Below are 18070 nucleotides of genomic sequence, written 5' to 3' on the forward strand. Positions count from 1 at the left end.
TTCGGTATCGAATCGGCTTGATTTATCAACCCTGCCTAATCAAGCAGCGCGCAATTTGCGCTCGCGGCGGATCACTTCGGATGCCAGCTGCAGATAGGCCTGGCTGCCCGAGCATTTGAGATCGTAAAGGATCGCCGGCTTGCCGTAGGATGGCGCCTCGGACACCCGCACATTCCTAGGAATGATGGTCTCGTAGACCTTGTCGCCCATATGCGCCCGCACGTCCTGCACTACCTGGTTGGCGAGGTTGTTGCGGCCGTCATACATGGTCAGCACGATGCCTTGGATGATCAGGTCCGGATTGATCGAACGGCGTACCTGCTCGACCGTCTCCAGGAGTTGGCTTAGCCCTTCCAGGGCGAAGAATTCGCATTGCAGCGGCACAAGAACAGAATCGGCTGCCGCCATTGAATTCAAAGTCAAAAGGTTAAGCGATGGCGGGCAGTCGATCAGCACGTAGCCGAACGGCGCACCGCGCTCGGTCGCCGCGCGCAGCGCATTGCGCAGCTTGAGCACTCGGTCCGGCGCCGAGGCGATTTCCATCTCGATGCCGAGCAGGTCGAGCGTCGACGGCACGATTGACAGGCCCGGAACTGCCGTCGGAATGGCGGCTTCTTCCAGGCCCAACTCGCCGGTCAGCACGTCATAAGAGGAAACGGTGCGGTCCTTGCGGTCAATGCCGAGACCGGTCGAGGCATTGCCTTGCGGATCGAGATCGACGATCAGCACCTTTTCGCCGATGGCGGCCAGCGCCGTCGCCAGATTGATGGCCGTCGTGGTCTTGCCGACGCCGCCCTTCTGGTTGGCGACGGTGATGATGCGGGGGCCAGTCTTCATGGGTCTATGCCAGGTATTCATTTTGCGGGTCGCCACAAGGGTCATCAAAGCGGTTGCGAGAGAAGCTTACGCAGTCCGCAGATCGGTCACTTCGAGGATGACGCCATGGGCGTCGGTCATGCTCGGATGTTCTACCAGATCGAAGGCCCAGCGGTGAGTGCTTTCTTCCACCTCAGCGCGGTAATCCCGGCCTTTGTGGAACAGCGCACGCGACCCCTTGGTCAGCCAGGGCGCCGACAGATCGAGCAGCGCCGGAAGTGCGGCGAGCGCCCTTGCAGTCACGATTTCCGGTGTGGAAACAAGTGCATAGCTGTCGTCGATGCGCCGCGCGACAACCCGCGCCGGCAAACCGAACTGGCCGATAACCGCTTGCAAGAAGGACGCTTTCTTGCGGTTGCTCTCCACCAGATCAATCGACGCGCCTTCGCGCTCGACCAGCAGGAAAGCCAGCACCAGGCCCGGAAAACCACCACCTGAACCGAGATCGGCCCAGCGTTTGGCCTGCGGTGCGATTCGCGCCAGCTGCGCACTGTCAAGGATATGGCGGCCCCAGACATCGTCCAGCGTCGACGGCGCGGCCAGATTGATGCTGCGGTTCCATTTCAGGAACAGCTGCTCGAACACCATCAGGCGCTCGAATGTTTCACGTGAAACCGGTCCCGCGGCCTCCTGCAGGCTCGTCCATGTGGCAGCGCTCACGCAACGGCCCTTTGCGCTGCCGATTCGGCATTGCGGACATGCGCCACAATGATCGCCAACGCCGCCGGTGTCATGCCTTCCATACGCTGGGCGTCGGCGATCGAGCGCGGCTGGCGCGTTAGCATCTTCTGCTTCAGCTCATTGGACAGGCCGGGGACATCGGCGAAATCGACCGAAACCGGAATCAGCCGGCTTTCCTCGTGGCGGATCTGTGCGACATCCGCCTGCTGGCGATCAAGGTAAACCGAATATTTCGCTTCCGTTTCGAGCCGCTCGGCGGTTTTGGCGTCGATGGCGCCAAAGGCCGGCGCGACACGGGTCAGCCAGGCGATATCAACGCCGGGATAGGCGAGCAACTCATAGGCGGAGCGGCGCACGCCGTCCCTGTTGACCTCAAGTCCGTGCCGCGCCGCTTCATTGGGCGTCATCGTCGTGGCCCGCGCCAATTCGCGCGCCTTCTCAAGGTCCTCAGTGACCTGATTGAACCGCTGCGTCCGCTGCGCTGACGCGATTCTCAACCGCATTGCCAGCGGCGTCAGCCTCTCATCGGCATTGTCGGCACGAAGTGACAGGCGGAACTCCGCCCGCGAAGTGAACATGCGATAGGGCTCGGCAATGCCGCGGCTGGTGAGGTCATCCACCATCACGCCGATATAAGCTTCCGTGCGGCTGAGCACGATCTGGTCCGCAGCAGCTGCCTTGCGCGCCGCGTTCAACCCGGCAAGCAGGCCTTGCGCGCCGGCCTCTTCATAGCCGGTGGTGCCGTTGATCTGCCCAGCGAGGAAAAGTCCCGCAATACGCTTGGTCTCAAGCGTCGGCTCGAGTTCGCGCGGGTCGACATGATCGTATTCGATGGCGTAGCCCGGCTGCAGCATGGTCGCCCGCTCAAGGCCCGGTATCGTCCTCAGAATATCGAGCTGAACATCCTCGGGCAGGGAGGTCGAAATGCCGTTGGGGTAGACCGTGTCGTCGTCGAGCCCTTCCGGCTCCAGGAAGATCTGATGGCCCTCGCGATCGCCGAACTTGACGATCTTGTCCTCGATCGACGGGCAATAGCGTGGCCCGACGCCCTCGATCGAGCCCGAATACATCGCCGAGCGCCCGAGATTGGCGCGGATCAGATCGTGCGTCGCGGTTGTCGTACGGGTGATGCCGCAATGGATCTGCGGGTTCTGGATGGCGTCGGTCATCAGCGAAAACGGCACCGGATCCGCGTCCGCCGCCTGGCTTTCCAGCGACGCCCAGTCGATGGTGCGGCCATCGAGCCGTGGCGGCGTACCGGTCTTCAGCCGTCCAAGCGCAAAGCCGGCGCGGTTCATCGTTGCCGACAGGCCAAGGCTTGCCTGCTCGTTCATCCGCCCGGCGACGATCTTCCTCTCGCCGATATGGATAAGGCCACGCAGAAAGGTGCCGGTGGTCAAAACGACGGCGCCGCACTTCACCCGCCGGCCGTCGGCCAGGAGCACGGCGGCGATCCGCCCTTCGTCGATTTCGAAGTCCAGAACCTCGCCTTCGACGACATCGAGATCGTTCTGCTGCCGAATCGCTTCCTGCATCGCCAGCCGGTACAGTTTGCGGTCCGCCTGGGTGCGCGGCCCGCGCACGGCTGGCCCCTTGCGGCGGTTGAGCAAGCGGAACTGAATGCCGGCAGCATCGGCAACCCGACCCATCAGCCCGTCCATGGCGTCGATCTCGCGCACCAGATGGCCCTTGCCGAGCCCGCCGATTGCCGGATTGCAAGACATGACGCCGATCGTGTCGAAGCGCAGCGTCACCAGCGCCGTCCTGGCGCCGGCACGCGCGGACGCACTGGCCGCCTCGCACCCGGCATGGCCACCACCCACCACAACCACATCATAGTGATCGATCATTTCATTTTCCAAATTCAGAAGTTGCCGACACATGTCCCTGGGAGCCGGCGCTGTCAAGGATGGGAGGGTGGATTCGTTTCACGCGGAACGAAGTGTGGAAGCCGTGGCGATGTTTCACGTGAGTCATGGGAGCAGGCAGCAAAACTCACTCACCGGCAGCGCCGCCCCTCATCTGCCTGCCGGCACCTTCTCCCCGTGAACGGGGAGAAGGTGCAGCTCAGGCGCTGGCGCGCCATTCTCGGCGGTTGGCGAAATCCCGGATGACAGCATCTTTCTCCCCGTCACTATACGGGGAGAAATGTCCGGCAGGACAATGAGGGGCAGCGCTGACTTCTGCCTGCTCGGCATTCTGCCAACTTGCTCGTTTCACGTGAAACAACACGCGCCTACACGGTCGCTCCGTGTTTCACGTGAGTCACGGTCGGCCACGTCCTGTCGTTTCACGTGAGTCACTTCCCGATGCAAAACTGCGAGAAGATCACGTCGAGCAGATCCTCGACATCGACCGCGCCTACGATCCGGCCAAGCCGGTCCGCAGCAAGGCGCAACTCTTCAGCCCGGAGCTCCTGGCCGCATGCCTCTCCCGCCGAGGCCGAAGTCAGGAACCGCTTCGTCTCGTTCAGCAGCTCCACGTGACGCAGCCGCGACGGCAGGATATCGCCGGCATCGCCAATCGCAGCGGCGGCGCGGTCTCCGATCTCGGCTAGCAACCCGCCCAGCCCGGTGCCGTCTGCGGTCGAGATGACCGCATCGTAGCTCATGGGCAGCGGCTCCCCGGCTACTAGATCGGCTTTGGTTCCAATTCGCAGGAGCGGCGCATCGAAACGCGCCGCGCCGGCGTCGACAGGATCGACCATGTCTTCCAGCAGCAACACCAAATCGGCTGTGTGCGCCTTGGCGCGCGCCTTCTCGATGCCGATCGCTTCGACCTTGCCGGGTGCCTCGCGCAGCCCCGCAGTGTCGGTGACCCTGACCCGCACTCCGTTGAGGTCCAGCACCACTTCGAGCAAATCGCGCGTCGTGCCGGGTTCGTCGGTCACAATCGCCGCCTCGCGTCGTGCCAGTGCATTGAACAGGCTGGATTTGCCGGCATTCGGCGCACCGAGGATGACGACCTCGAAACCATCGCGAATGATCTCCGCGGCGCGGAAGCCATCGACGTGCCGCTCGATCTCACCAACCATCGCTCTGACATCGGACCAGACCGTATCCGAAACGGAACCCGGCACATCGTCCTCGTCGGCAAAGTCGATTTCCGCTTCGATCATGGCGCGCGCATGGATCAATCGCCGGCGCCAGCCGAGATAGAGTGCACTTTGCGCACCGTCGGCATTCTGCACGGCAAAGCGGCGCTGCGCCTCGGTTTCGGCGTTGACCAGATCGGCCAGCGCCTCGGTCTCGACCAGATCGAGCTTGCCGTTGAGAAAGGCGCGGCGCGTGAATTCGCCCGGCTCGGCATGGCGCACACCGTCAAAGCCGGCGATCGTCTCCAGCATCTTGCCGGCAACGGCGCGGCCGCCATGGGTATGGAATTCCGCCACGTCCTCACCGGTAAAACTGTTCGGCCCCCGAAAAAACAGCACCAGGCCGTTGTCGATCAGCGATCCGTCGGCCGCCCGGAGCTTGCGCAAGGCGGCGACACGGTCCTTAACCATGCCACCGGCGATCGTTTCGACAACGAATCGAGTCTTTGGCCCGGAAATGCGGATGACAGCGATGCCGGCGGGCAGGCGGCCGCTGGACAGTGCTACAATGGAATCGCCTGAAATCATTTGCCCTTCTCACCGGTCGCCTAGCTGTCCGGTCGACAATCCCACAGTGTCGCGGCCGTCATGAACCGGCTGTTCGTCAATATCAAGGTCGATCGCGAGGAGCGGCCGGACATTACCAAATCTGTATAGCCGCCTCGTCATCCATGTGCGAGCAGGCGGGTCCTAATCCCGACGCCAAGCAGTTCTGGGCGGGATGTACCGGCTATCCTGCCCGTGGGGCCGGATCCGTAGGAACCGAGCCGCTGCTGCGACGCCGGTAGCTCAACCCGTGTTTCCGTCCAAGGCCGAAGGAAGCCGCGTCACATCAATGGATAGCGGCCGCGGCGCGAACAGCAAATCCTTGGCCGCGACCACCGCTCCGACCGTGATCAGGATGCAAGCAACAGCCACCGACCAGTGAAACACACCAAAGCCTGCCAGCAGAAGCACGATGACCGAGAAGAGGGGAGCCGCGTAGGAGAGGGCGCCGAGGATCATGATGTCGCCGTGCTTGCAGCCATAGTCCCAGGCGTAAAAGCCGGCGCCTAGCGGTATTACGCCCAAGATGACGATGGCGCTCCACTGCGTCGCCGTCTGTGGCCAGACGGTAGCCTCAAGCGTCAGGTGCAGCACCAAGGCGACCGCAGCCGTGATGAAGCAGTAACCGGCGACGACATCGGTCGGCACCTTGCCAAAGCGGCGCGATAAAACCGAATAGCCGGCCCAGATGAAAGCGCAGAACAGCGCGATGACATGCCCCTTCATCACACCATTGGCCAGTCCGATCGTGCCGCCCTTGGTGATCACCACAATGGCGCCGGCAAGGCCGAGCACGACGCCGGCGATGTGATGGGCCCTAAGCTTTTCTCCAGGCAGGAAGGCGGCAAAGACGACGATCAGCAACGGCCAGAGATAGGCGATCAGGCTGACCTCGACCGGCGGCGCCGACTGGATGGCGAAGAAATAGGCGCAGTGATAGATGCACAGCCCCGCTGTGCCGAGCGCCCAGACCTGCCACGGCTGGCGCAGCGACTTGGTCGCCGCCGGACGGACAAGCCAGCTCGACGCGCCGGCCAACCCGCCAAGCAGAAACGTCATCGCCGCCAGCTGAAAGGGCGGAATCGGTCCAGCCGCAGTCGAAAGCAGCGCCAGGAACGACCATGTCAGAATGGCCGAGAAGCCGATCAGGGTCGGGATTGTTTTCTTCATGCGGCCTCCGATCTTCGAGACGGGATTACTCGCATGACGACGGCGATGGAAATTGCCGCCCAAGGCCACGCCCTGTCGGAAATGCGACCTGTTTGCCCCCGCAATGAAAAACCCCGTCCCGGTTTCCCGGAACGGGGTTTCATGCATGACCGATGATCCGGTGAAACTGCTTACGTGTTCATTGAATCGAAGAAATCGGCGTTGGTCTTGGTCTGCTTCAGCTTGTCTATCAGGAACTCGATCGCGTCGGTGGTTCCCATCGGCGCCAGGATGCGGCGCAGGACGAAGATCTTCTGCAGATCCTGCTTGGAGACCAGCAGGTCCTCCTTGCGGGTGCCTGACTTCAAGATGTCCATGGCCGGGTAGATGCGCTTGTCGGCGACCTTGCGGTCGAGCTGGATTTCGCAGTTGCCGGTGCCCTTGAACTCTTCGAAGATGACTTCGTCCATGCGGCTGCCGGTGTCGATCAGCGCGGTGGCGATGATCGTCAGCGAGCCGCCTTCCTCGATGTTGCGGGCCGCGCCGAAGAAGCGCTTCGGCCGCTGCAGCGCGTTGGCGTCGACACCGCCGGTCAGCACCTTGCCGGAGGACGGCACAACGGTGTTGTAGGCACGGCCGAGGCGGGTGATCGAATCGAGCAGAATAACGACGTCGCGGCCATGCTCGACCAGGCGCTTGGCCTTTTCGATGACCATTTCGGCGACCTGGACGTGGCGCACCGCCGGTTCGTCAAAGGTCGAGGACACGACCTCGCCCTTCACCGAACGCTGCATGTCGGTCACTTCTTCTGGCCGTTCGTCGATCAGAAGTACGATCAGATAGCATTCCGGATGATTGGCCGTGATCGAGTGGGCGATATTCTGCATCAGCACCGTTTTACCGGTACGCGGCTGCGCGTTGATGAGCGCGCGCTGTCCCTTGCCGATCGGCGCCACCAGGTCGATCACCCGCGACGAGATGTCCTTGCCGGTCGGATTGTCGATCTCCATCTTCAGCCGCTTGGTCGGATAGAGCGGCGTCAGATTGTCGAAATGGATCTTGTGACGGATCTTTTCGGGATCGTCGAAATTGATCGTGTTGACCTTGAGAAGGGCGAAATAGCGCTCGCCCTCTTTTGGGCTGCGGATCGGCCCTTCGACGGTATCGCCGGTCTTCAAGGAGAAGCGGCGGATCTGCGAGGGCGAGATGTAGATATCGTCGGGACCCGGGAGATAATTGGCGTTGGCTGAGCGCAGGAAGCCGAAACCGTCCTGCAACAACTCGACCACACCATCGCCGATGATCTCGACGTCCTGGGCGGCCAGTTTCTTCAGGATGGCAAACATCAGTTCCTGCTTGCGCATGACGCTGGCGTTTTCCACTTCGAGCGATTCGGCATAGGCGATCAGCTCTGGCGGCTTCTTGTTCTTGAACTCTGCGAGTTTCATTTCTTGCATAGACGGACTCTGAATCTGCTTTGGGGAAAATATATCGGCTGGATGCGATAAATGCCGGGCGCGGCCGAAAGCAATCAAGGGCGGCGCATGACGGGAAGGAAGACCCGTCTTTTATCGTCGGTCGGGGGAAAGAGCAAGCTGCGTTTTGTCGACCGAAATGGGCCTAGAACGGCTTGACGACAACCAGGATGACGATGGCGATCATCAGCAATGTGGGGATCTCGTTGACGATTCGCCAGTGCCGCGCCGGTTTTTCATTGCGGTCCTCGGCGAATTTCCTGACAGCACCGGCCAGATAGCCATGCACGCCCGACAGCAACAGCACCAAGCCTATCTTGGCGTGCAGCCAGCCGCCGTGAAAGCCAAACACTTTCCAGGCAAGCCAAAGCCCGAACACCCAGGTGACGATCATCGCCGGATTGATGATGCCGCGCAGCAGACGCCGCTCCATCACCTTGAAGGTCTCCGATTGGACGGACCCCTTCTCTGCGTCGGCGTGGTAGACCAGCAATCGCGGCAGATAGAGCATGCCGGCCATCCAGGAGATGACGGCCAGGATATGGATTGCCTTCGCCCAGGGATAGAAACCCTCAGGCGCAAAGAAAAACAAAAGTGCGGTGAGAACAACCAGCACTCCGATGCCGATGGTCATGCGCATCATCGCCCCACGAGTGCTGTTGCCGCGCGTATTATCCGATTGAGCCATCAGCGTGTCGCGCTCCGCACCTGCTTCACCATCGCCTCGACATGTGCCACCGGCGTCTCCGGCGTGATGCCATGGCCGAGATTGAAGATCAGCGGTCCGTCGCCCAGCGCCTTGAGGATCGCATCGACGCCGTCCGACAGGGCTTTGCCGCCGGCCACGAGCCGCAAGGGATCGAGGTTGCCCTGGACCGCACCCGAGCGCTGCAGTTCGTTCGCCGCCGCCAGGGGTACGGTCCAGTCGATCCCCAGCCCCGTGACACCGGTCTTCTCACGATAGGTCTCGTAGCGGGCGCCGGCGCCCTTGGGAAAGCCTATGATCGGAACATCGGGATGAACCGCACGAACCTGCCTGACGATCTCCGCCACCGGCTGCACGCAGAACTGATCGAAAGACGCATCATCAAGCACGCCGGACCAGGAATCGAAAATCTGCACCACGTCGGCACCGGCTTCGATCTGGCGGATCAAATAGGCCGCGGAGTGATCGGCGAGCACTTTCAGGAGATGCTTGAAGGCCGTCGGTTCGCGATAGGCAAACAGCCGCGCCGGCGCTTGGTCGGGTGTGCCGTGGCCAGCTATCATGTAGGTCGCCACCGTCCACGGCGCGCCGCAGAAGCCGATCAGCGTGGTCTCGTCAGGCAATCTTGCCCGCAGCCGGCGAACCGTCTCGTAGACCGGTTCGAGATTCACGTGAAACGTTTCACTGTTGAGAGCCGAAATCTCAGCTGCAGTGATTGGCGTCAGCAGCGGCCCGCGGCCCTCCTCGAAGCGGACATCGCGTCCCAGCGCATGCGGCACGACCAGAATGTCCGAGAACAGGATCGAGGCATCGAAGCCGAAGCGCTCGATCGGCTGCAGCGTCACTTCGACGGCCAGATCAGGATTGTAGCAAAGGTCGAGAAAGGACCCGGCGCGCTTTCTGGTCTCGCGGTACTCCGGCAAATAGCGCCCGGCCTGGCGCATCATCCAGAGCGGCGGCGGAAACACTGCCTCGCCTCTCAGCACGTCCAGCACGATGCGGTTCTCGGGCATTGAGCGCTCTCTTCCCTGCCTTCTCTATAATTAAATAGTCTATTTCTAGAATCTTCTGGTTCTAAGAGTCTGTTGGTATCGGTGGTTGTCACCTGTCCCGCTTTGCCCTGGAAAAGGCCAGCCAGCATTTTGTCGCGTGTTTCTTCCGCGGGATTGGCAAAGAGTGTGGATGACCAGGATTCCATCACTGGAGTCAATGGTTTGACGTAGCCGCTGAAAAACCGCCTCTGTGGATGAAGCGCTGGCAAAAACGCCCGTCCCCAGATTTGTCCCCAACCGCACAGTGAAGCTGACAGCGCATCGAATTGTGGACAACTGGCCTTCTGATACAGTCGCCTCCAGCCGGTCGCCTTTGCGGCCCCGGTTTATCCACACAAGCCCACAGCCTGAGGCGCCCCCTGTGAACAAACCCCAGAGCTTCTTTCACCTGCACCTGATTTCCGACGCCACCGGCGAGACGCTGCTGGCGGCCGGCCGAGCCGCCTCGGCGCAATACAAGGATGCGCGCGCCATCGAGCATATCTATCCGCTCATCCGCACCGAAAAGCAGGTGGCGAAAGTCTTCGAGGACATAGAGGAGGAACCGGGCATCATCCTCTACACCGTCGTCGACCAGAAGCTGGCGCGCGGTATTGACGAGCGCTGCGCCGCCATGGGGCTGCCCTGCGTTTCGGTGCTGGAGCCGGTCCTCACCGTGTTCCAGTCCTATCTCGGCACGCCGGCCGGCCGCCGCGTCGGCGCCCAGCATGTGCTCGATGCCGATTATTTCCACCGTATCGACGCACTCAATTTTACGATGGAGCATGATGACGGCCAGCTGCCGCTCAACATGGACGACGCCGATGTCGTGCTGATCGGCATTTCCAGGACATCGAAGACGCCGACCAGCATCTATCTCGCCAACCGCGGCATCAAGACCGCCAACATCCCGATCGTGCTCGGCGTGCCCGTGCCCGAAAGCCTGGTCGCTGCCACCAAGCCGCTGATCGTCGGGCTGATCGCCACCGCCGAACGCATCTCGCATGTCCGGCAGAACCGCGTGCTCGGCAACAGCAGCACCTACGAAGCGACCGATTATGTCGACCGTGCCTCGATCGCCGAAGAGCTCGCCTATGCCCGCCAGATCTGCACCCGCCACAATTGGCCGATGATAGACGTCAGCCGCCGTTCGATCGAAGAGACCGCGGCAGCCATTGTTGCCCTGCGGGGGAAGAATAGATGATGGGATGGCAACGCGACCTCCTGCCCCGATCAACCACAATCGACCAGGCCCAGAACCCATGACCGAAAAAATCATCCTTGCCTCCGGCAGCCCGTTCCGCAAAGCAATGCTCATCAATGCCGGGCTCGGCATCGAAGCGGTGCCTGCCGATGTCGACGAGCGTGCGCTCGAGGCGCCGTTGCAGGACAGCGGTGTGTCGCCGGAAGATGTCGCCCTGATACTCGCCGAAGCCAAGGCGACCGAGGTCAGCGAACGCAGACCGGGCGCCCTGGTGCTCGGCTGCGACCAGACTTTGTCACTGGGAGATGAAGTGTTCCACAAGCCGGCCGACATGGAAGGCGCCCGCCGCCATCTGCTGGCGCTGTCGGGCAAGACGCATCAGCTGAACAGCGCCGCCGTGCTCTGCCGCAACGGCAAGGTGCTGTGGCGTCACGTCGGCATCGCCAGCCTTACCATGCGCAAGCTCGATCCGGCCTTCGTCGGCCGGCACCTGGCCCGCGTCGGCGCCAAGGCGTTGTCGAGCGTCGGCGCCTACCAGATCGAGGGCGAAGGCATCCAGCTGTTCGAAAAGATCGAAGGCGATTATTTCACCATTGTCGGCCTGCCGCTGTTACCGGTGCTGGCGGAATTGCGTGCGCTCGGAGCCATCGATGGTTGAGAAAAAAGCTTTCGTCACCGGCCATCCGATCGCGCATTCGCGCTCGCCGAAGATCCACGGCTATTGGCTGAACACATACGGCATCGACGGCAGCTATCATGCGATCGATGTCGCGCCGGCCGATTTTCCCGAGTTCCTCTCTTCCCTCCAGGCCAATGGCTATCAGGGCGGCAACGTCACCATTCCACACAAGGAAGTCGCCTTCGCCCGGGTCGAGCGCCGCGACGAGGCGGCGGAGATGATCGGCGCGGTCAACATGCTGTGGCTGGACGACGGCGTGCTGTGGGGCGGCAATTCGGACTGGATCGGCTTTGCCGGCAATCTCGACGAGCATGCCCGGGGCTGGGAGAGAAACGCTCCGGCCGTGGTGCTCGGCGCCGGTGGCGCGTCGCGCGCGGTCATCCACGCGCTTAAATCGCGCGGCATCAAAGATATCCGCATCGTCAACCGCACATTGGCGCGGGCGCAGGAACTCGCCGACCGCTTCGGGGCCGGCGTCTCGGCGCATGGCGCGGTCGGCGACTTGCTTGGCGATGCCGGCTTGCTGATCAACACGACGGCACTTGGCATGCATGGCGATGCGACGCTGGCCGCCGATCCGGCCGGCCTGCCAGCTCACGCCATTGTCGCAGACATCGTCTATGTGCCGCTGGAAACACCGCTGCTTGCCGCTGCCCGCGCGAGAAACTTGAAGACGGTCGACGGGCTCGGCATGCTGTTGCACCAGGCTGTGCCCGGTTTCGAACGCTGGTTCGGCAAGAAGCCGCAGGTCACGCCTGAGTTGCGACAGATGATCGTCGCCGACATCGTCGCCAAATGATGGGTCGCAAATGATGGGCGCCAAATGATGACCGTGCTCGGCCTCACCGGATCGATCGGCATGGGCAAGTCGACGACGGCGAAAATGTTCGTCGACGCCGGCGTGCCGGTGCATGACTCCGACGAGACCGTGCATCGCCTCTATGCCGGCAAGGCAGCACCTCTCGTCGAGGCGGCCTTTCCCGGCACCGTGATTGCCGGTTCGGTCGACCGCACCGAGTTGGCGCGCCGCGTGCTCGGCAACGCTGCTGCGCTGAAGACATTGGAGGCGATCGTCCATCCGCTGGTGCGGGCCGATGCCGATGCCTTTCTGGCAAGGCACCGCGCCGCCGGCGCGCCGCTCGTCGTGCTCGACATTCCGCTGCTGTTCGAAACCGGCGGCCGCAACCGTGTCGACAAGGTCGTCGTCGTCACCGCGCCGGCCGATATCCAGCGCGCCCGCGTGCTGGCGCGTCCTGACATGAGTGAGGAAAAGCTGGCGGCAATCCTGGCCAAGCAGGTGCCCGACGCCGAAAAGCGCCGGCAGGCCGATTTCGTCATCGACACCGGTGAAGGCATGGACGCCGCCCGCACCGCGGTCGGCGCGATCATTGCCGAGCTCTCAGGACGCTGAGCTCGCCTGCTAACTCCTGGGGGATAAGTCGCGCCCATAAGGCCCCTGACGGCAGGCTGTCGGCATTGCCCATTGCCATTTTGTTCCGCTCCATGATTCTACTCCTCCAGGAGTAGGTTGATTCTATGCGTGAGATCATTTTCGATACCGAAACCACCGGACTCGACATGCGCGACGACCGCATCATCGAGCTTGGCGGCGTCGAGCTGGTCAACCGCTTCCCGACCGGCCGCACCTTCCACAAATTCATCAATCCGCAGGGGCGCGCCGTCCATGTCGAGGCGCAAGCCGTGCACGGCATCAGCGCCGCCGACCTCGTCGGCAAGCCGACCTTTGCCGAAATCGCCGAGGAATGGCTCGCCTTCACCGACGGCGCCAAGCTCGTCGCCCACAACGCCAATTTCGACATCGGCTTCCTCAACACGGAATTCGGGCGGCTCGGCCAGCCGGCCATAGACACCGGGCGCGTCGTCGACACGCTGGCGCTGGCGCGGCGCAAGCATCCGATGGGCCCTAATTCGCTCGACGCGCTCTGCCGCCGCTACGGCATCGACAACGGCCACCGCACCAAGCACGGCGCGCTGCTCGATTCCGAGCTCCTGGCCGAAGTCTACATCGAACTCATCGGCGGCAAGCAGGCCGCACTTGTCCTCGACGCCGTCGTGGTGCAGCTCAACAGCAATGGCGACGTTGCCGATATCGACATCTCGATCGCCGCCAGGCCAATCGCCCTGCCGCCGCGCCTGACCGAGGGCGAGCGAGCGGCGCATGCGGGGCTGGTGGCGACGCTCGGTGAAAAGGCGCTGTGGCTGAAGGTGGCGGCGGGGTGAACGGATCGCGGAAGTAGCGTTCCGTCACACCCCTCTCTGGCCTGCCGGCCATCTCCCCCTCAAGGGGGGAGATCAGCAGCTTCGCCGCTCCAGCCCATTCCTGCAACGTCTAAATTTGGCGAAGGTCGCGATGACGGCCAATCTCCCCCCTTGAGGGGGAGATGCCTGGCAAGGCAGAGGGGGTGCTGTCCCGCCAGCATCTCAGTATACTAAAAGCCCGGCACGAAGCCGGGCTTTCAACTCATGCGCGTGACGCTTGCCTTCAGCTCACCTTGACCTTCGATGCCGCCTGGTCCTCGGCCAGCTTCTGCTGGAACATCTGTGCAAAATCGATCGGGTCGAGCATCAACGGCGGGAAGCCGCCATTGCGGGTGGCTTCGGCGATGATCTGGCGGGCGAACGGGAACAAAAGCCGCGGGCATTCGATGAACAGGATCGGCAGCATGTGCTCCTGCGGGAAGCCGGCGATGGCGAAGACGCCGCCATAGACCAGTTCGACATTGAACAGCACTTCCTGGTCGAAGGACGCCTTGGCGTTCAAGGTCAGATTGACGTCGAACTGCTTGTCGGAGAGCGGGTTGGCATTGACATTGACGTTGATCGCAATGCCTGGGGCCTTGTCGCGGCCGCGCAGCGAGTTCGGCGCGCCGGGGCTTTCGAAGGACAGGTCCTTCACATACTGGGCAAGCACGTTGAGCGACGGCTGCGCCGTTTCGCCGTTGCCGTTGGCGGCGCCGACCGGCGCGTCATCTTTGCTGGCCATGAGCCTTGTTCCTTTTGCCTGGACAGCAGCGCTGACCGAATTGAAATCGGGCGTTGGCTAGCATGGTCGGCAAGACAAGACAAGGTTTGCCGCCTTCAGGCCGAAAGGGGTCAATAGTCAGTCGTTGGCAAGGTGACGTTCAGTCGTCCTTCAGGCGGCGCCACGGCGAGTTATGGTCGGGACCGCGCTTGAAATCGTCCTCGCGCGAATAGTCGCGGTCGTCGAGGTCGATGACCTTGTCGCGCGACCTGCCGCGAAAACCGCCGGCCGTGAAATCGGTCGCGACGACGATGCGGCCCTTGAGCTTGCGCCAGGCAAGGTCGCGCACCGGCGGCAGGAACAGCAGCAGGCCGATAATATCGGTAATGAAGCCAGGGATGATCAACAGGATCGCGGCGACCACGATCATGGCGCCATGCGCGAGCTGGCGGCTGGGGTCGCCGCCGCCGGCCATCTCGGCGCGGACCCGCGCCATGACGCCAAAACCCTGGTGCCGGAGCAGAAGCACGCCGGCAATGCTTGAAGCCAGCACCAGGCCGACCGTGGCGAGCGCCCCGACCTCGCGGCCGACAATGACGAAACCGGCGATTTCCAGCAGCGGCAGCGCAAGCAGGAACAGAGGAAGGAAGGAAATGCGCAAGTCTTGACCGATCGTTTCCATGTTTGCCGGGCGGCGCATAATCGCCGCTGGCACTGAGGCCGTTAGATAGGTATGCCTGCCTTTGATTTGAATGATTGCGCCATGCGTTCTATATGCTTTGCATGTTTAACGCCATGCGACCGCCGCCCGATTGGCTGGCGGTCCCGGCCAAGTCAGGGATTGATTGGCGAAAGATATGGGATTCTTCGACTTCGGCACCATTTTCTTTCTGATTGCGGCGGTGGTGATCTTTTTCCAGCTGCGCAACGTGCTTGGCCGCCGCACGGGCAGCGAGCGCCCGCCCTTCGATCCGTACACGGCCAGCCGCACCGAGAAGGACGCGACCCAGAAGCCCGAAAATGTGGTTTCGCTGCCACGCAAGCGCATGCCGGGCGAGACGGCTGCCGAGACCTACGCGGCCATCGATGCCTTCGCCAAGCCCGACACCGACCTCAACAAGGGCCTGCGCGCGATCAAGGATAATGATCCCTCCTTCGACCCCAAAGTCTTCGTCGACGGCGCCAAGATGGCCTACGAGATGATTGTCATGGCCTATGCCGATGGCGACCGAAAAACGCTGAAGAACCTGTTGTCGCGCGAGGTTTTTGACGGCTTCGTTGCCGCGATTGGCGACCGCGAGGCGAAAGCCGAAAAGATCCAGTCCTCCTTCGTCGGCATCGACAAGGCCGACATCGTCTCGGCCGAGATGAAGGGCGGCGAGGCCCACATCACGCTGCGCATCGTGAGCGAACTGATTTCGGCGACCCGCGACAAGGCGGGTGCCGTCATCGATGGCGATCCCGAGACGGTGGCCGAGGTCAAGGATGTCTGGACCTTCGCCCGCGACACACGCTCGCGCGATCCGAACTGGAAGCTGGTCGCCACCGAGGAAGAAGACTGAGCCTATGCATGTCGCCCGGTGCGGGCAGCTTTTTTGGGATAGCGACATGCAGGCAAACATCGGCAGTGGCGAGGCTGAGGTGTCGCTCTCGCCGCTTTTCGTGGAAAAGTCCTTCGATGATCTTCCCGGTTGGAATTCCGATGACCATCTGCCCGCTTTCGAAGCCTTCCGCCGTTCGGCCTTTCATGTCCTGAACAAGCCCTACCGCACCGGTTCGTTGGGCGTCCGGTTCAACGCGTTTGCCGGCGCCTATGACGAGGCGCGCACCGTTTCGCCGGCGAATCGGTCGGCGGCCAAGGCTTTTTTCGAGCGCCATTTCGCCCCGGTCCAGATTCGATCCGAAAACCTCGGCCTGGTCACCGGCTTCTACGAGCCCGAGGCCGAGGCCTCACCAGTGCGCACGGATGAATTCACGGTGCCGCTGCTGGCGCGGCCTTCCGATCTCGTCGACATCGATGATGCCAACCGTCCTCGAGGGATGGACGACTATCTCGCTTTCGCCCGCGATACGCCGCAGGGCCTGGTGGAGTATTTCGACCGCAGTGAGATCGAGAGAGGCGCGCTGGCCGGCCAAGGCCTGGAAATCGCCTGGCTTGCCGACAAGGTCGACGTCTTCTTCATCCATGTGCAAGGTGCGGCCAGGCTGAAGATGACCGACGGCCGGCTTTGCCGCGTCACCTACGCCGCCAAATCCGGCCAACGTTTCAGCGGTCCGGGGAAGATTCTCGCCGAACTCGGCGAAATCCGACTGGAAAAAGTGACGATGCAGTCTATCCGCGCCTGGTTCAGGGCGCATCCGGATCGCGTCGACGAGATCCTCTGGCAGAACCGCTCCTACATCTTCTTTCGCGAAGCCGATGTCGACGATGCCGCACTCGGTCCTATCGCCGCCGCCAAGGTGCCGTTGACGCCCGGCCGCTCGCTCGCCGTCGACCGGCTGCTGCATACGTTCGGCACGCCCTTCTACATCGACGCTCCGTCGCTGACCGCCTTCGATGGAAAACCGTTCCGGCGGCTGATGATTGCGCAGGACACCGGTTCGGCCATCACCGGGCCGGCGCGGGGCGATCTGTTCGCCGGCTCCGGCGATGCGGCCGGCGAGATCGCCGGCGTCGTTCGCAATGCGGCCGATTTCTATGCCTTGTTTCCACGCGCTCTCGTTTCGGAATCGAATCGATGAACAAGCGCCCCGATAAACTCAATGAAGACGACCGGGTGCTGTGGAACCTGGTGGCGCGCACCGCCCGACCGTTGAAGGGCCGGACTGCGGTCGAGATTCCCGACATTGTCGTCGACCCCAAGCCGGCACAGACGCCGGTCGCTGTCGGTCCGGTCCTCGCCGCCAAGCCGAAGGCGCAGCATGTATCGCACGCGCTGGACGAGCCGACATTGGACAAGCTGAAGAAGGGCCGGCTGCCGATCGAAGGCCGCGTCGATCTGCATGGCATGACCCAGGACGAGGCCTATTCGCTGCTGTTTTCGTTCCTGCACCGGGCCCATGCCGGCGGGGTCCGCTATGTCCTAGTCATTACGGGAAAAGGGTCGTCGTCGGGCGGCGACGGCGTCTTGCGGCGCGCCGTGCCTGCCTGGCTGTCGACGCCTGCCTTCCGGCCGCTGGTCTCCAGCCACGATCACGCCGCCCGCAACCACGGCGGTTCGGGCGCGCTCTACGTTCGGCTCAGGCGAACCCGCTGATGACGCCGTTCGGCGAAAAACTGCGGGCGCTTCGAGCCGAGCGCGGCTTGCGCCAGAAGGACATGGCGCAGGCGATCGGAGTCAGCGCCGCCTATCTGTCGGCGCTGGAACATGGCCGCCGCGGCGCGCCGACCTGGACGCTGATCCAGAAGATCATCGGCTATTTCAACGTCATCTGGGACGATGCCGAAGAGCTGGCGCGTCTGGCCGAGGCCTCACATCCGCGGGTGAGACTCGATACGTCCGGCCTTAGTCCTGCTGCCACCGAGTTGGCCAATCTCCTGGCCGAAAACATCGAGAAGCTGGACGAAGCCGAGCTTGCCCGCATCACCGGCTCGATCCGGGCGGCACTGGAGCGGCGTAAGTAGGGCGGCGCCAAGGCCACGAAT

At 62.7% G+C, this 18070-nt stretch carries 20 protein-coding genes; 10 read left to right on the forward strand and 10 right to left on the reverse strand.

The features are described 5' to 3' along the window. Window positions 1–39 precede the first annotated feature (39 nt). From NLY36_RS15285 to mnmE, 4 genes are all read right to left on the reverse strand, one after another. Complete coding sequence (locus NLY36_RS15285) at window positions 40–837, reverse strand: ParA family protein (RefSeq protein ID WP_023672118.1); 798 nt, start codon at window positions 835–837, stop codon at window positions 40–42. Between the two features lie 66 nt (window positions 838–903). Next, window positions 904–1464, reverse strand: a complete 561-nt coding sequence (gene rsmG, locus NLY36_RS15290; RefSeq protein WP_502882032.1) for a 16S rRNA (guanine(527)-N(7))-methyltransferase RsmG — start codon at window positions 1462–1464, stop codon at window positions 904–906. 68 nt (window positions 1465–1532) lie between these two features. Beyond that, window positions 1533–3407 (reverse strand): tRNA uridine-5-carboxymethylaminomethyl(34) synthesis enzyme MnmG, encoded by a 1875-nt coding sequence (gene mnmG / locus NLY36_RS15295; RefSeq protein WP_023736712.1) that lies wholly within the window; start codon window positions 3405–3407, stop codon window positions 1533–1535. A 449-nt stretch (window positions 3408–3856) separates the two neighbouring features. Continuing rightward, window positions 3857–5179, reverse strand: coding sequence for a tRNA uridine-5-carboxymethylaminomethyl(34) synthesis GTPase MnmE (gene mnmE / locus NLY36_RS15300; protein WP_023736711.1), 1323 nt, complete (start codon window positions 5177–5179; stop codon window positions 3857–3859). A gap of 60 nt (window positions 5180–5239) precedes the next feature. Here mnmE and NLY36_RS31545 point away from each other — a divergent pair, with 60 nt between their 5' ends. Then, window positions 5240–5308: a DUF255 domain-containing protein gene (locus NLY36_RS31545; protein WP_084026271.1), complete on the forward strand. Its 69-nt coding sequence runs from the start codon at window positions 5240–5242 to the stop codon at window positions 5306–5308. 132 nt (window positions 5309–5440) lie between these two features. Here NLY36_RS31545 and yddG read toward each other — a convergent pair whose 3' ends face one another. The 4 genes from yddG to hemE all read right to left on the reverse strand — a co-directional run bounded on the left by yddG (window position 5441) and on the right by hemE (window position 9540). Next, on the reverse strand, window positions 5441–6367 hold the full coding sequence (gene yddG, locus NLY36_RS15305) for an aromatic amino acid exporter YddG (protein ID WP_023687596.1): 927 nt from the start codon (window positions 6365–6367) through the stop codon (window positions 5441–5443). A 170-nt stretch (window positions 6368–6537) separates the two neighbouring features. After that, window positions 6538–7803 (reverse strand): transcription termination factor Rho, encoded by a 1266-nt coding sequence (gene rho / locus NLY36_RS15310; protein ID WP_023672113.1) that lies wholly within the window; start codon window positions 7801–7803, stop codon window positions 6538–6540. Between the two features lie 163 nt (window positions 7804–7966). Beyond that, the gene (gene hemJ / locus NLY36_RS15315; RefSeq protein WP_023685042.1) at window positions 7967–8509 is read right to left on the reverse strand and encodes a protoporphyrinogen oxidase HemJ; all 543 of its coding nucleotides are present in this window, start codon (window positions 8507–8509) and stop codon (window positions 7967–7969) included. Continuing rightward, window positions 8509–9540 carry a uroporphyrinogen decarboxylase gene (gene hemE, locus NLY36_RS15320; RefSeq protein WP_023736710.1) on the reverse strand — a complete coding sequence of 344 codons (1032 nt, stop codon included), beginning with the start codon at window positions 9538–9540 and terminating at the stop codon, window positions 8509–8511. Before hemE ends, hemJ begins: the two co-directional genes overlap by 1 nt. A gap of 283 nt (window positions 9541–9823) precedes the next feature. Here hemE and NLY36_RS15325 point away from each other — a divergent pair, with 283 nt between their 5' ends. From NLY36_RS15325 to dnaQ, 5 genes are all read left to right on the forward strand, one after another. Continuing rightward, window positions 9824–10762: a pyruvate, water dikinase regulatory protein gene (locus NLY36_RS15325; RefSeq protein ID WP_460221915.1), complete on the forward strand. Its 939-nt coding sequence runs from the start codon at window positions 9824–9826 to the stop codon at window positions 10760–10762. Window positions 10763–10820: 58 nt separating this feature from the next. After that, window positions 10821–11420: a Maf-like protein gene (locus tag NLY36_RS15330; RefSeq protein WP_023685039.1), complete on the forward strand. Its 600-nt coding sequence runs from the start codon at window positions 10821–10823 to the stop codon at window positions 11418–11420. Next, window positions 11413–12240, forward strand: a complete 828-nt coding sequence (locus NLY36_RS15335; RefSeq protein ID WP_023685038.1) for a shikimate dehydrogenase — start codon at window positions 11413–11415, stop codon at window positions 12238–12240. The genes NLY36_RS15330 and NLY36_RS15335 overlap by 8 nt, the downstream gene beginning before the upstream one ends. Before the next feature lie 27 nt (window positions 12241–12267). Next, on the forward strand, window positions 12268–12852 hold the full coding sequence (gene coaE / locus NLY36_RS15340) for a dephospho-CoA kinase (protein WP_023698098.1): 585 nt from the start codon (window positions 12268–12270) through the stop codon (window positions 12850–12852). 125 nt (window positions 12853–12977) lie between these two features. Next, a complete protein-coding gene (dnaQ, locus tag NLY36_RS15345) occupies window positions 12978–13682 on the forward strand; it encodes a DNA polymerase III subunit epsilon (RefSeq protein ID WP_023672106.1) in 705 nt (234 codons plus the stop codon). A 262-nt stretch (window positions 13683–13944) separates the two neighbouring features. Here the strand turns inward: dnaQ and secB are convergent, their stop codons facing one another. Both secB and NLY36_RS15355 read right to left on the reverse strand, forming a co-directional pair. Further along, window positions 13945–14445 (reverse strand): protein-export chaperone SecB, encoded by a 501-nt coding sequence (secB, locus tag NLY36_RS15350; RefSeq protein ID WP_023672105.1) that lies wholly within the window; start codon window positions 14443–14445, stop codon window positions 13945–13947. Between the two features lie 139 nt (window positions 14446–14584). After that, complete coding sequence (locus NLY36_RS15355) at window positions 14585–15085, reverse strand: FxsA family protein (RefSeq protein ID WP_023698096.1); 501 nt, start codon at window positions 15083–15085, stop codon at window positions 14585–14587. Between the two features lie 196 nt (window positions 15086–15281). On the opposite strand from NLY36_RS15355, the gene NLY36_RS15360 reads away from it, so the two are divergent. The 4 genes from NLY36_RS15360 (at window position 15282) to NLY36_RS15375 (ending at window position 18049) form a co-directional block, all read left to right on the forward strand. After that, a complete protein-coding gene (locus NLY36_RS15360; protein WP_023672103.1) occupies window positions 15282–15986 on the forward strand; it encodes a Tim44/TimA family putative adaptor protein in 705 nt (234 codons plus the stop codon). Between the two features lie 79 nt (window positions 15987–16065). Beyond that, complete coding sequence (mltA, locus tag NLY36_RS15365) at window positions 16066–17166, forward strand: murein transglycosylase A (RefSeq protein ID WP_023698095.1); 1101 nt, start codon at window positions 16066–16068, stop codon at window positions 17164–17166. Continuing rightward, window positions 17163–17681, forward strand: coding sequence for a Smr/MutS family protein (locus NLY36_RS15370; RefSeq protein WP_023692923.1), 519 nt, complete (start codon window positions 17163–17165; stop codon window positions 17679–17681). Before mltA ends, NLY36_RS15370 begins: the two co-directional genes overlap by 4 nt. Then, the gene (locus NLY36_RS15375) at window positions 17681–18049 is read left to right on the forward strand and encodes a helix-turn-helix domain-containing protein (RefSeq protein ID WP_023672100.1); all 369 of its coding nucleotides are present in this window, start codon (window positions 17681–17683) and stop codon (window positions 18047–18049) included. The genes NLY36_RS15370 and NLY36_RS15375 overlap by 1 nt, the downstream gene beginning before the upstream one ends. Window positions 18050–18070: the final 21 nt, after the last annotated feature.

Source organism: Mesorhizobium sp. C399B, assembly GCF_030323185.1.
Lineage (GTDB): Bacteria > Pseudomonadota > Alphaproteobacteria > Rhizobiales > Rhizobiaceae > Mesorhizobium.